We start from the raw sequence: 12,399 nt of genomic DNA, 5'->3' as shown, positions 1-12,399 counted from the left end.
CTTGACAGACCACTAGCGCTGCGGAGGGGTGTAAAGCCCGATAGGGCCGAGCGGACAGCGAGCCCCGGAGCATAGCGGCACCTGCCCGTTGGGCAGGGGCAGGCCCCTCCTTGTTGGCCCAACCGATGCCATACCGTAAAATTGTTGGCATCTGCCCAAACGTACAGTTTCTAAAGCATACCCGATGAAAAGCCGTTGCTGCTTTGCCTCCTGATTGCGTGCTGTAGCCCTATAGCGGCTTTGGCCAGGCCGGGGCATTCCCAAAACGGTCCTCTACCGGGTGGCCCACCTCGGCTTGGCCAGGCATCCCGGGCTTAGGCAAAAAGCTAGCCACCGTTGGCGCGGTCTGCTAATTAGGCTGACGCCAAATACTGCTCGCCCCCAGGGTAAATAGCGGCAGGGCTCAGCCCAGCGGATGGCCTCCAGCCCGGGGCTGAAATGAACCGCCCGCTGAAGGCGGCATAGCCTGTCAGCTCAATATTCCGCTGCGCCTCAATTGCACAAATCTTGGTTTACAGGGCTATTGCTGGCCAAAAAGCGTTAACTTGTGGCAAATGCTATAGCTTTTAGCCCGCCTGAACACAACAGCCACAAGCCTTTTTTCCCATTACCTCTACTGCAAAGCCTATCGCCAACCGGATGTGAGCCGGTTTGGGATAGCTGTCACTACGCCTTGTATCATCTAAAAAGCTTTCATGAATTTATCAACAGTAAGATTTAACAAGAACGACCGGCCAGCGTTTTTCCGGGAGCTTCGCCGCCGTGTCAACCAGTATTTTGAGGACGAACAGATCGACCGGCATGCTAATGTTCAGATGGCCGTAAAAACGGTTTTTATGGTAACACTTTACGTTGCCCCGCTCGCTATGCTCCTCTTCGGAGGGCTGCAGTCTGCTGCATTGATCGTGCTATTGTGGGCGGTTATGGGGCTGGGGATGGCCGGTATCGGGCTGTGCGTGATGCACGATGCCAATCACGGTGCCTACTCCGCCAATCCAAAAGTGAACCAGGCCCTTGGCGGGCTGATCAACCTGGTGGGGGGCTATCACACCAACTGGAAGATTCAGCACAACGTGCTCCATCATTCGTATACCAATGTCCATGATTTTGACGAGGACATCAAGAAAGGGGTCATGCGTTTTTCTCCGGATCAGCCGGCGCGGCGCGGGTTCTATTATCAGGCTTTCTACGCCCCATTCCTGTACGGGCTGATGACCCTGGTATGGGTCTTTGTAAAAGACTACGTTCAGCTGTTCGGCTACCACAAGCGCGGGCTGCTCAAGGCACAGGGGCAGTCTTTTGCCCGCACGTTGGCGGCCATTTTGTTCCATAAAGGCTGGTACCTGGCCATCACTTTGGTGCTGCCCATTGTCATCCTCCCTTTTGCCTGGTGGCAGACCCTGCTTTGCTTCCTGATGATGCACTTCATCTGTGGGCTGATCCTGGCATTGGTGTTCCAGCCTGCGCACGTCATTGAAGAGACCCATTTCTTCAAAGTGGACGAGGAGGGCAGTGTGGAGAACAGCTGGGCTGTCCACCAATTGATGACCACTTCCAACTTTGCCAACGGCAGCCGGCTGCTCTCGTGGTGCCTTGGCGGTTTGAACTACCAGGTAGAGCACCACCTTTTCCCTGGGATTTGCCACATCCACTATCCGCAGATCGCGAAGATTGTCAAAGCAACGGCCAGGGAGTATGGGCTGCCTTACCACGAGCACCCTACTTTCACAGGGGCCATAAAGAGCCATTTCCGGCTGCTGCACAAGCTGGGGACCGATACCTATGTCAGCGGTGAAGGCGTTGGGGCGGCTAAGCAGATGACGGCTTAGCGCTCTAAGGGAGGCGGCAGGCCTTTTGCGCTGGGCAGAGGGCATAGGCGTGGCTATCGCCCTTTGCGGGGTGCCCTGTACTGTGCATTTGTGCGTTCAGGCAGGAAAGGGTAGTTTAGGGGCTGTGCAATAAACCAAAACCTAAGAGATGAAACGCCTAACCCTTGCGCTTCTCCTTCTCAGCTGCCAGGCAGCGCCCGGCGGGAGCAATGTGAGCGATGTGCAAAAGCCACAGGCCGTCCGACTGCAGGTCAGTGCCCGGGTGGACACAGCACGGAGCGATGTCCGTGCTGTGCTCGCTCTTTATGAGAGCTACCTCAACTCCCGGCCAGACTCCATCTACGACAATCCCCACTGGAACACTGCAGAGAAAGCAGCCTATGAGGACTTTGATTTTTCGCGGGCCAGCATCTACAATGGGGTGAGCAGCGCAGCGTTGTTCCGGGTGTACACCCCTTTTGCCCTTTCCGTAGAGCCGCACCGTGGGCAGTACCATATCCGGGTACTGTACTCGAACCCTTCCGCTGAGGCCCCCTATATAGGCTCCAAGGTATGGTGCATCCACAAACTCGTGGCTTTGAGAGAAGGGGGCGAGTGGAAGCTCGGCAACTACCTTTGGGAAAAGACGGCAGGTTGGCAGAAAAAGCAGGTAGGGCTCGTGGAGTACGTCTTCCCGCCGGGCCATGGTTTCAATGCCGCACGGGCACAAGAGGCGGCTGCTTTTTGTGAGCGTATAGTCCGTCGTTTCAACCCCGGCTACGATAAGCCTTTTCAGTTCTACCTGGCCAGCGGCCCCGACGAGATGGGCGAGCTCGAGAACTTCGACTACTACTTCACGGGCATCACTACCGGCAAGGCCAGGGAGGGGATGATCCTCACCAGCAAAGGAGATGAGCATTATCCCCACGAGCTGGTGCACCAGCTGTTGCCCGGCAATGAGGGCAGGGGGCAGGCGATAGAGGAGGGGCTGGCCACCTTTTTGGGGACAAGAGAAGACCCCGAAGCCTACCGCAGCCTGATGCAAAAGCTGGCGCATGACCACCGTAGCCGCCCTGCTTACACCCTGGAGAACATACTGAACGGCGATGTGGAGTGGAGGGGCTACCCTGCGATCTACCCCGGTGGCGCTCTGGCCTGCGAAGCCGTCTACAATGCCAAGGGCGATGCCGGGCTGAATCAGCTCATGAGAGGGCAATCAGGCAGCTATGAGGCTATTGTGCAGCTTTGCGGGGAGATACTAGGGCTCAGTGCAGCGGAAGTGGAGCAAGAGCTGAAGCAGCAGCTGAGGGGCTACGAGTAGGCGGGCGCAAACCAGGTTGCCGTTTTTTGAGCCTGCCCCTGCCGTGAGGAGGGGGCAGCGCCGGAGCATAACCGTGGGCAGTTCCTGGAAATTGAATATATTTGGTGCTGTTGGGAAACAGGGGCTGGCAGGCCCTGTTTTCCGCAGGCCAGCAGTTTAAAAAGACGCAATTGTTGAAGGATTATTTTTTGTTACAGCACAGCATGCTCAACCGGCGGCTGCTTGAGATGGGCATACCCTTATGGGCATCTTATGTAGCAATAGGGCTTGGTTTTTTGGCAGTTACCGGTATCCTGTTTGCCAAAACGGCCTTAGCCGGCTACCTCTATGTACTGCTTGCGCTCAGCCTCGTTTCCCGCTTAGGCGGATCAGAGCGTAACGATTTTCTGCGCGCTACCTTCAGCCGCAGGAGGTATTGGCAGCTCAGGGCGTCCGAAAATCTGATCTGCGCCTTGCCGTTCTTGCCCGCCCTGCTGCATCACGGCTGTTACTTGTTGGCCCTTGCCCTTCCCCTAGCTGCAGCTGCCCTGGCCCTGCTGCGCTTCCGGGCAGTAGGCAGTTTTGTATTGCCGACCCCTTTTGGGAGGCAGCCCTTCGAGTTTGCAGCAGGTTTCAGGCAGAACTTCCTGCTTGTGGGCGCCGCCTATTTTCTGGCATTTATGGCGGTGGGTGTGGGCAATTTCAACTTAGGCGCTTTCTCCCAGCTTTTAGTTGGCTTCGTCTGCATGTCCTTTTACGCCAAGCCAGAGAACGAGTATTATGTCTGGGCCTTCAGGGCTACGCCGCGTCAGTTCCTGTACAGGAAGCTGAAAACCTGCGGCCTGCACTTTACGGCCATAAGCGTGCCCATCCTTATTCCGTTGCTGGCCGGTTTCCCTGAGCAGACCACCGTGTTGTTGGGCATCTATCTGCTCACCCTGCTCTATCTGGCCGCTGCGCTTTTGGCCAAGTATTCAGCCTACCCCGCAGCGCAGAGCTTGCCGCAGGGGGTGCTATTGGGCCTTGCCTTTTTCTTCCCCCCGGCTCTGCTCGGCATCATCCCGTTTTTATATGCCAAGTCTATCGAAAAACTCAACCCTTTCCTGAATGGTACGCATTGAGCAATTGTCAAAAAGCTATGGCCGCAAACAAGCCCTGGATGGGGTCAGCCTGTCGTTCCAAAAGGGGCGGGTACATGGGGTCGCTGGCGAGAATGGAGCTGGCAAAACGACCCTTTTCCGGTGCATAGCAGGCTTGGAGCCCTATACTGGCACGATCCATTCTGAGTATGACAGCCTCAAAGGGCACTTGGGGTTCCTGCAAGCGGAGCCGTTCTTCTTCCCAAGGATAACAGGCGAGGAGTACATCCGCCTGATGGCCAGCGCCCGTCAGAAAAAAATAGCGGGCCTGGAAAGCAAAAACTTATTTGGCTTGCCGCTGGGGCAGTATGCTTCGTCCTACTCTACGGGCATGAAGAAAAAGCTGGCCCTGACCGCTATACTGCTACAGGAAAATGAGGTCCTGATTTTAGATGAGCCCTTCAGCGGGGTGGACATCCAAAGCAATCTGGTCATCGTGGAGGTCATCAGCAGGCTGCGTGCCCTCAACAAGACGGTGATTATTTCTTCTCATATTTTTGCTGCCCTATCAGAAGTATGCGATGAAATATCTTTGCTGCGAAGCGGGCGCATTTTGCAGACTGCGGGGCGCAGCGGCTTCAGCAGCTTGGAAGCGGAGATGAAGGCGGTGACCATAGGCAGCCGTATTGATCAGCTGGAGCTGAAATAGCCTGCTGCCTGTGCATTCAGGGAGAGGGCAGCGCAATAGCCGCTCAAGTTGGGAAAACGTTTTTTCTTATCTTGTTACCTTAAGCCAAACTCCAGATGATGAAGCAGCCCTTTTCCGCCCTTCTTGCCATTTTGCTCTTGTCCTCCTCCTGTGCTGCCCTCAGGCAGCCAAAGCCCATCCAAGGCGATTTCGCCCACATCGTCCTGTTTTGGATGGAGGGGCAGACCGAACTTGGCAAAGCTGCTTTCCGCCAAGATATGGAGGCCTTCATCCGCTCCTCCGCCTACGCCAAACGGATGTACATCGGCACGCCCGCTGGCACCGACCGGCCCGTGGTAGATAATTCTTACGACTTTTGCCTCATTGTGACTTTTGACAATCAGGCTGGCCACGATAGCTACCAAAAAGAGCCGGCCCACTTGGCGTTCATCGAAAAGACCAAAGGGATGTGGAGCCGAATACAAATCTTTGACGCTGTCCGCTAACCCAAATGCACCTGAATAATATGGAAGGCAACATCATTCTCGGGCATGAGATCAGGCATAAAATAGGAGAGGGGCAGCTGTCAGAAGTGTTCTTTGCCCAAGTCCGTCCCGGATATCCTGCAGTTCTGAAAATACTCAAGCCGGCGTACAGCGCGGAGGAGAGCCTGCGGCAGCGCTTCGAGCAGGAAGCGCGTTTGCTGTCGAAGGTTGTCCACCCCTTAATCGAACGGGCATTTGACCTCACGGAGCATCAGGGCCGGCCGGCTTTCTTTTTGAAGTACCTTACCGGGCAGGACCTCGGGGCGTACGTCCGGGAAAAGGGGCCGCTGAGCCTGGATCTGGCTGCACGCCTGTGGGCAGATACCATGAAGGCCCTCAACTACGCCCATCGCCGTGGGCTGCTTTATCGCAACATCAAGCCTTCCAACCTCTTCCTTACTGAGTTTGGCGGGCTAGGGCTTTTGGACTTTGGGCTGTCCCCGGCAACCCCGCCACTGGCCCAAACGGGCACTGCCTGCTACCTGAGCCCGGAGCAGCGCTCCAATACCGAGCCGCTGACCCCGGCTTCCGACTATTATTCCTTGGGGGCTACGTTCTACTATCTGCTGACCGGGGAGCTCCCTTATGGCTTGGCTGAGGCGGCCCCGGCGGCAGTTCGGCCTGCCATACAGCAGGGCGGGGCAGTCGATTTGTCGCGGTTGCCAGAGGAGTGGTGCGGCACCCTTGCCAATGTCTTGAGAAAAGAGCCCGGCGCCAGGATCTGTGCCCCAAGGCCAAAGGGGGAGGTAAGTAGCCCTTTTGTAAAAAGCACGCTGGCTGTGCAGCGCACCCTCCCGCCACAGATGCCTTCAGCAATGCCCAAGGCGGTACAAGAATTGGCGGGCAATATGGTATGGGTGGAGGGGGGCACTTTTATGATGGGCGGTGCTGCTGAGCAGGGCGATGGCTGCCGAGGCCCGGAAACGCCCGTACACGAGGTAGCGCTGGACGGCTTTTGGATCAGCCGCTACCCGGTGACTCAGGCGCTGTGGGCGGCCGTAGTTGGAGGCGGCCCTGAGCATTTCAAGGGGTGCCCGGAGTGCCCGGTAAAGGGGGTAGGCTGGCTGAACGTGCGCCGGCTTTTCCTACATGCCCTCAATGAAATGACAGGCGGCCAATACCGGCTGCCTACTGAAGCAGAGTGGGAGTACGCCGCCCGGGGCGGCCGCCAAAGCCGGGGCTATACCTTCTCGGGCAGCGATGACCTGGGCCGTGTAGCCTGGTATGCTGAAAACAGCGGCGGCAAAGCACACCCGGTAGGGCTCAAAGCACCAAACGAGCTCGGGCTTTACGATATGAGCGGGAATGTATGGGAATGGTGCTCAGACACCTATGCTGCAGATTATTACAGCAGTTCGCCCTTGCACAACCCCCAAGGGCGGCCTGCTGGCACTAGTCATGTATTCCGGGGCGGCAGCTATGAGTCCAAGCCCAGTTTCTGCCGGGTTGCCTTCCGGTTCGGCATGAGCAGCAGCACGGCTCCTGGGTTCCGTCTTGCTGCCTCGCCTTTGCCAAAGGTTCCCTAAGGCCCACAGGCGGGCGGGCAGCAGGAGGGCGCCCTTCCCCGGGCGTGGGCCAGAACTGCCGCAGGCGTTCCTGCTTTTTGGGCTTTAGCCTGGCATTGGCCTAGCGCTGCGGAGGGGTGGCCGAAGGCCAGACCCGACGCCTGTAGGGCGAGGGGCCGAGCGGACAGCGAGCCCCGGAGCATAGCGGCACCTGCCCGTTGGGGCCTTCCTTGCGGCAGGGGCAGGCCCCTATCCTTCAGGCAAAAAAAACGCCGATTGGGTTTGCGCGCTTTTCCCCTTCGTAAAATGTAGGTTTTTTGAGTTATGGGAATGCGCTAACGGCGTTTTGGAATAAGAAAAAAACGTACTTTTAGCCCCCAATCTTTTTAGAAAACTTTCCAGAAAAGGCCATTTAAATGAGTTTATACAGCGAATACTTAAAGCAGATCATCGACAGGGAAGCCAACGGGCTGCACCCATTGCCCATTGACGATGCCGGGCTGCTCGGCGAGATCATCGGGCAGATCAAAGACGAAGGGCATGAGCACCGGAAGGACTCCCTTAACTTCTTCATTTACAATGTGCTGCCGGGCACGACAAGCGCTGCTGGCGTAAAGGCTCAGTTCCTCAAGGACATCATACTTGGCAAGGCTGTGGTAGAGGAGATCACTCCAGCTTTCGCATTTGAGCAACTGTCCCACATGAAAGGCGGGCCTTCTGTGGAGGTGCTCCTCGATCTGGCATTGGGTGAGGACGCCGACATTGCTGCCCAAGCTGCTGAAGTTTTGAAAACACAAGTATTCCTGTACGAGGCAGATATGGAGCGCCTGGAGTCAGCACATCAGGGTGGCAGCTCAATAGCCAAGGGCATCCTGGAAAGCTACGCTAAGGCTGAGTTTTTCACTCAGCTGCCAGAAGTGGAAGAAGAGATCAAAGTCGTCACTTTCGTAGCTGGGGTAGGGGATATCTCTACCGACCTGCTCTCTCCGGGCAAGGAAGCCCACTCGAGGGCAGACCGGGAGCTGCACGGGCAGTGCATGTTCGAGTTTGATGAGGAAAAGCAAAAAGCCCTGGAAGACCTGAAAGCGGCCCACCCTGACAAGCGGGTCATGCTGTTGGCAGAGAAAGGCACAATGGGCGTTGGCTCTTCCCGTATGTCGGGGGTCAATAATGTGGCCCTGTGGATCGGAAAGCAGGCCAGCCCTTACGTGCCTTTTATCAATATCGCGCCCATCGTTGCAGGCACCAATGGCATCTCGCCTATTTTCCTGACCACCGTTGGTGTGGCCGGCGGGATTGGGCTGGACCTGAAAAATTGGGTGAAGCAGTTTGATGAGGCTGGCAACCTGGTGGTGGACGAGGACGGGGAGCCTGTGCTGAAGCAGATGTACTCGGTGGACACCGGCACGGTGCTTACGATCAACACCAAAACCAAAAAGCTTTACGACAGCGAGGGCAGAGAACTGATCGATATCTCTTCTGCCCTTACGCCGCAAAAGATGGAGTTCATCAGGGCAGGAGGGTCTTACGCTGTTGTTTTTGGCAAAAAACTGCAGACCTTCGCCGCGGGGGCGCTTGGCATTGATGTCCCGCCCGTTTACGCGCCTTCCAAAGAAGTTTCCCATGAGGGGCAGGGGCTGACTGCGGTGGAAAAGATTTTCAACAAAAATGCGGTAGGCACTTCAGGCGCCACCCTGCATGCAGGCTCCTATGTGAGGGTCAATGTCAATATCGTTGGCTCACAGGATACCACTGGGCTGATGACTTCACAGGAGCTGGAAATGATGGCCGCAACGGTAATTTCCCCCATCGTTGATGCCGGCTATCAGTCGGGCTGCCACACGGCTTCGGTCTGGGACCTGAAAGCGCAGGCCAACACCCCAAGGCTGATGAAGTTTATGAACGATTTTGGCTTGATTACCGGGCGGGACCCCAAGGGCGGCTATGCCCCGCTGACGGACGTCATCCATAAGGTGTTGAACGACATCACGGTAGACGATTGGGCCATCATCATTGGCGGGGATTCCCACACCCGTATGTCCAAAGGCGTCGCCTTTGGTGCCGATTCGGGCACCGTGGCCCTTGCGCTGGCCACAGGGGAGGCCTCTATGCCCATCCCGGAGTCGGTCAAGGTGACCTTCAGGGGGGAAATGGCGGAGCACATGGATTTCCGCGACGTAGTGCATGCCACTCAGGCTCAGATGCTCAAGCACTTTAAAGGGGAGAATGTCTTCCAGGGCCGGATTATTGAAGTCCATATCGGTACCCTGCTGGCTGATCAGGCCTTTACGTTTACCGACTGGACGGCAGAAATGAAAGCGAAAGCCTCTATCTGCATCTCGCAGCCGGATACGCTCATCGAATCTTTGGAGATCGCCAAGGGCCGGATTCAAGCCATGATTGAAAAAGGCATGGACAATGAGCAGCAAGTCCTGCAAGGCCTTATCGACAAAGCGGACCAAAGGATAGCGGAGATCAAATCTGGCGAGAGGCCGCCGCTGGCACCGGACGAGAATGCAAAGTACTACGCGGAGTTTGAGGTAGACCTGAGCATCATTGATGAGCCGATGATCGCGGACCCCGACGTGCACAACAAAGACGTTTCCAAACGCTATACCCACGATACGATACGCGAGCTGTCCTACTACGGTGGGGAGAAAGCCGTGGACCTTGGTTTTGTCGGTTCCTGCATGGTGCACAAAGGAGACATCAAAATCGTTGCCAAGATGTTGCGCAACCTGGAGGAGCTGTACGGTAAGGTCACGTTCAAAGCCCCGCTCGTGGTGACGGCGCCGACCTACAATATCATTGAAGAGCTCAAGGAAGAGGGCGACTGGGAAATCCTGCAGAAGTACTCCGGTTTTGAGTTTGACGACAACGCCCCAAAAACATCAGCCCGTACGGAATACGAGAACATCTTGTACCTCGAGCGCCCGGGCTGTAACCTTTGTATGGGCAACCAGGAAAAAGCAGAGAAAGGGGACACCGTGATGGCGACTTCCACCCGTTTGTTCCAAGGCCGTGTCGTAGCGGATTCGGACCGCAAGAAAGGGGAGTCCCTGCTTGCTTCCACGCCCGTTGTCGTCCTTTCTGCTATTTTGGGCAGGACGCCTACGATGGAGGAGTACAAGTACGCTGTAAAGGGCATCAAGCTGACGCAGTTTGCCCCGCCAAGCAGCGATATGACCACGAAGCCTGAGCATTTGTTGTCTTTCTAGGACAGCAGCAGGTTGGGCAGCCAAGCGTGGCTTCCAACCGGTAAAATGAAGGGGCGCGATCTGGCAATAGCCGGGTTGCGCCCCTTCATTTTATAGGCTGTTGCCATCCGGCTTTAGCCTATATTTGCTCTCTGAACGGCTGTGGAGGGTTTGTTTTGCACCCTTTGCGCTGAACGCTTCAACGGGTATAGGATAAGTCCTGGCTATGATGGCGCTCCGGCAGCACCTAGTTGAGGAAATCGATCAGCAGGTCTTTGTTTATCTCCGTCCCAAACAGCTTCTTGAAACCGTAGCCCCTAAAGGGGTTGATGTATTTTCCTTGAAGTGCCATGTTGTTTGGGCGCAAACCAGATTGTCGTTTTTTGGGGGGCCTGCCCCTGCCGCAAGGAAGGCCCCAACGGGCAGGTGCCGCTATGCTACGGGGCTCGCTCTTCGCTCGGCCTTATCAGGCCTGTCGCCCCTTCGCAGCGCTAGGCCAATGCCAGCGCAGGGCCCTCGCCAAGCAGTGCCTCTTCGGCAAGGCTGCCGGCAAATGCCCCTGCTGCCACAAAGGCCAGATGTATACCGCCGGCACCCTGCCGGCCAACAAAAGCCCGCCTGCACAACTTAGGCCCATGCTCTGCAACTGATCACGGCTGGCAGCATGGCACTGCCCTGGCACTGCTTTGCCCAAGGACTAAAATTTAGCCCTGAAAACAGATTATACCTGCGCCTCTCCTTGCCCGCTTGGCGCTTGTTGCGGTGGCCGGTCAGGGGTTACGCCTTTGGTGAGCGGGACTGCCGCTGCGCGTCAGCTGGTTTTTGATGGTGGTTTTGTTAACCTTCTGCACAGCTGCACGGCAATGGCTTGGCGCTGTGCAATTTTGCTTTTTCTTTTTGTGCTGGCTTCAGGGTGTAATTTCTGACTGATTCAAATAGTATTCAGAACCGCCCGGAAAGCCCGGTACCGCTGTCGCGGTTCGCTCCGCCAAATGCCCACTGGGCATTTGGTTTAGCTAACGCTAAACTCCGCTCGCTCATTCTGGATCCCGCTTGGCACTTGTTGCGGTGGCCGGTCAGGGGTTACGCCTTTGGTGAGCGGGACTGCCGCTGCGCGTCAGCTGGTTTTTGATGGTGGTTTTGTTAACCTTCTGCACAGCTGTATGGCAATGGCTTGGCGCTGTGCAGTCTTGCTCTTTCCTTTTATCTGGACTTCAGGGTGTACAGATCTGGACTGATACTAATTGTATTCAGAACCGCCCGGAAAGCCCGGTACCGCTGTCGCGGTTCGCTCCGCCGAATGCCCACTGGGCATTCGATTGGGCTGGCGCCCAATTTCGCTCGCTCATTCTGGATCCCGCTTGGCGCTTTTTGCGGTGGCCGGTCAGGGGTTACGCCTTTGGTGAGCGGGACTGCCGCTGCGCGTCAGCTGCTTTGTTGATTGTGGTTTTGTTAATCTTCTGCACAGCTGTATGGCAATAGCTTGGCGCTGTGCAGTCCCGCTTTTTAGTGACACTTGGCGACGAAGGAGCCTTAGTGTCACTTGAGCGGGAAATCCTACTCTGGACTGGATAGGGACTCTGATAAACCAAAAGAAAAGTTAATGGACATCGACAGCAAGTCTTAATCCTACTCTGGACTGGATAGGGACTCTGATTGAAAGTAAAGAAATCTACCCACTGTCCTTTCTTGTGTCTTAATCCTACTCTGGACTGGATAGGGACTCTGATTCACATAGTATACCGAGGAGAACGGGATGTTCTCGTCTTAATCCTACTCTGGACTGGATAGGGACTCTGATATTGCAAAGCTCGTGGCTGTAGCGCATGAAAATAGGTGTCTTAATCCTACTCTGGACTGGATAGGGACTCTGATTCACGATGCTGATTTTACAGTGAGGGATATTTGGTCTTAATCCTACTCTGGACTGGATAGGGACTCTGATTATGCTTGAAAATAACAACACCCACCTGTGCGGGAGTCTTAATCCTACTCTGGACTGGATAGGGACTCTGATGCGTCAGAGCTCTACGTTTGGAACTGCGAGCAATGTCTTAATCCTACTCTGGACTGGATAGGGACTCTGATCCTACATTGCATCTTTTCCCATCTTTGATGGGAAATGTCTTAATCCTACTCTGGACTGGATAGGGACTCTGATAGTACAACGTTCTGACTAACAAACAGTTCGTTGAAGTCTTAATCCTACTCTGGACTGGATAGGGACTCTGATGCATGTTTTGCAATTGACTGAAAATGAACGGGTTGATGTCAAAG

General features: G+C 55.7%; 7 protein-coding genes, 1 pseudogene and 1 CRISPR repeat array. Of the genes and pseudogenes, 7 read left to right on the top strand and 1 reads right to left on the bottom strand.

The features are described 5' to 3' along the window. The first annotated feature begins 695 nt into the window (after positions 1-695). The 7 genes from FRY97_RS08000 (at position 696) to FRY97_RS07965 (ending at position 10,143) form a co-directional block, all read left to right on the top strand. Positions 696-1,829 carry a fatty acid desaturase family protein gene (locus FRY97_RS08000; RefSeq protein WP_147166929.1) on the top strand — a complete coding sequence of 378 codons (1,134 nt, stop codon included), beginning with the start codon at positions 696-698 and terminating at the stop codon, positions 1,827-1,829. A gap of 148 nt (positions 1,830-1,977) precedes the next feature. Further along, positions 1,978-3,129, top strand: a complete 1,152-nt coding sequence (locus tag FRY97_RS07995; RefSeq protein WP_147166928.1) for a hypothetical protein — start codon at positions 1,978-1,980, stop codon at positions 3,127-3,129. A 173-nt stretch (positions 3,130-3,302) separates the two neighbouring features. Next, positions 3,303-4,229, top strand: coding sequence for an ABC transporter permease (locus FRY97_RS07990; protein ID WP_147166927.1), 927 nt, complete (start codon positions 3,303-3,305; stop codon positions 4,227-4,229). Beyond that, on the top strand, positions 4,216-4,896 hold the full coding sequence (locus FRY97_RS07985; protein ID WP_147166926.1) for an ABC transporter ATP-binding protein: 681 nt from the start codon (positions 4,216-4,218) through the stop codon (positions 4,894-4,896). Before FRY97_RS07990 ends, FRY97_RS07985 begins: the two co-directional genes overlap by 14 nt. Positions 4,897-4,991: 95 nt before the next feature. Beyond that, on the top strand, positions 4,992-5,381 hold the full coding sequence (locus FRY97_RS07980; protein ID WP_147166925.1) for a Dabb family protein: 390 nt from the start codon (positions 4,992-4,994) through the stop codon (positions 5,379-5,381). 5 nt (positions 5,382-5,386) lie between these two features. Next, on the top strand, positions 5,387-6,946 hold the full coding sequence (locus FRY97_RS07975; RefSeq protein WP_147166924.1) for a bifunctional serine/threonine-protein kinase/formylglycine-generating enzyme family protein: 1,560 nt from the start codon (positions 5,387-5,389) through the stop codon (positions 6,944-6,946). Between the two features lie 395 nt (positions 6,947-7,341). After that, positions 7,342-10,143 (top strand): bifunctional aconitate hydratase 2/2-methylisocitrate dehydratase, encoded by a 2,802-nt coding sequence (locus tag FRY97_RS07965; protein WP_147166922.1) that lies wholly within the window; start codon positions 7,342-7,344, stop codon positions 10,141-10,143. Between the two features lie 229 nt (positions 10,144-10,372). Here FRY97_RS07965 and FRY97_RS22945 read toward each other — a convergent pair. Next, positions 10,373-10,474: pseudogene (locus FRY97_RS22945) on the bottom strand (PD-(D/E)XK nuclease family transposase); the annotation flags it as partial. A 1,196-nt stretch (positions 10,475-11,670) separates the two neighbouring features. Next, positions 11,671-12,355: direct repeats of the CRISPR family, unit length 37 nt; unit sequence GTCTTAATCCTACTCTGGACTGGATAGGGACTCTGAT. Positions 12,356-12,399 lie beyond the last annotated feature (44 nt).

This window comes from Phaeodactylibacter luteus, from assembly GCF_007993045.1.
In the GTDB taxonomy this organism is placed as follows: Bacteria; Bacteroidota; Bacteroidia; order Chitinophagales; family Saprospiraceae; genus Phaeodactylibacter; species Phaeodactylibacter luteus.
The sequence above is the reverse complement of the archived record's forward strand: the minus strand, read 5'-3'. Positions and strand labels throughout refer to the sequence as shown.

Coding starts and splice junctions, on each gene's coding strand:
- FRY97_RS08000 (WP_147166929.1), top strand. CDS start 696: ATGAATTTATCAACAGTAAGATTTAACAAGAACGACCGGCCAGCGTTT.
- FRY97_RS07995 (WP_147166928.1), top strand. CDS start 1,978: ATGAAACGCCTAACCCTTGCGCTTCTCCTTCTCAGCTGCCAGGCAGCG.
- FRY97_RS07985 (WP_147166926.1), top strand. CDS start 4,216: ATGGTACGCATTGAGCAATTGTCAAAAAGCTATGGCCGCAAACAAGCC.
- FRY97_RS07980 (WP_147166925.1), top strand. CDS start 4,992: ATGATGAAGCAGCCCTTTTCCGCCCTTCTTGCCATTTTGCTCTTGTCC.
- FRY97_RS07975 (WP_147166924.1), top strand. CDS start 5,387: ATGCACCTGAATAATATGGAAGGCAACATCATTCTCGGGCATGAGATC.
- FRY97_RS07965 (WP_147166922.1), top strand. CDS start 7,342: ATGAGTTTATACAGCGAATACTTAAAGCAGATCATCGACAGGGAAGCC.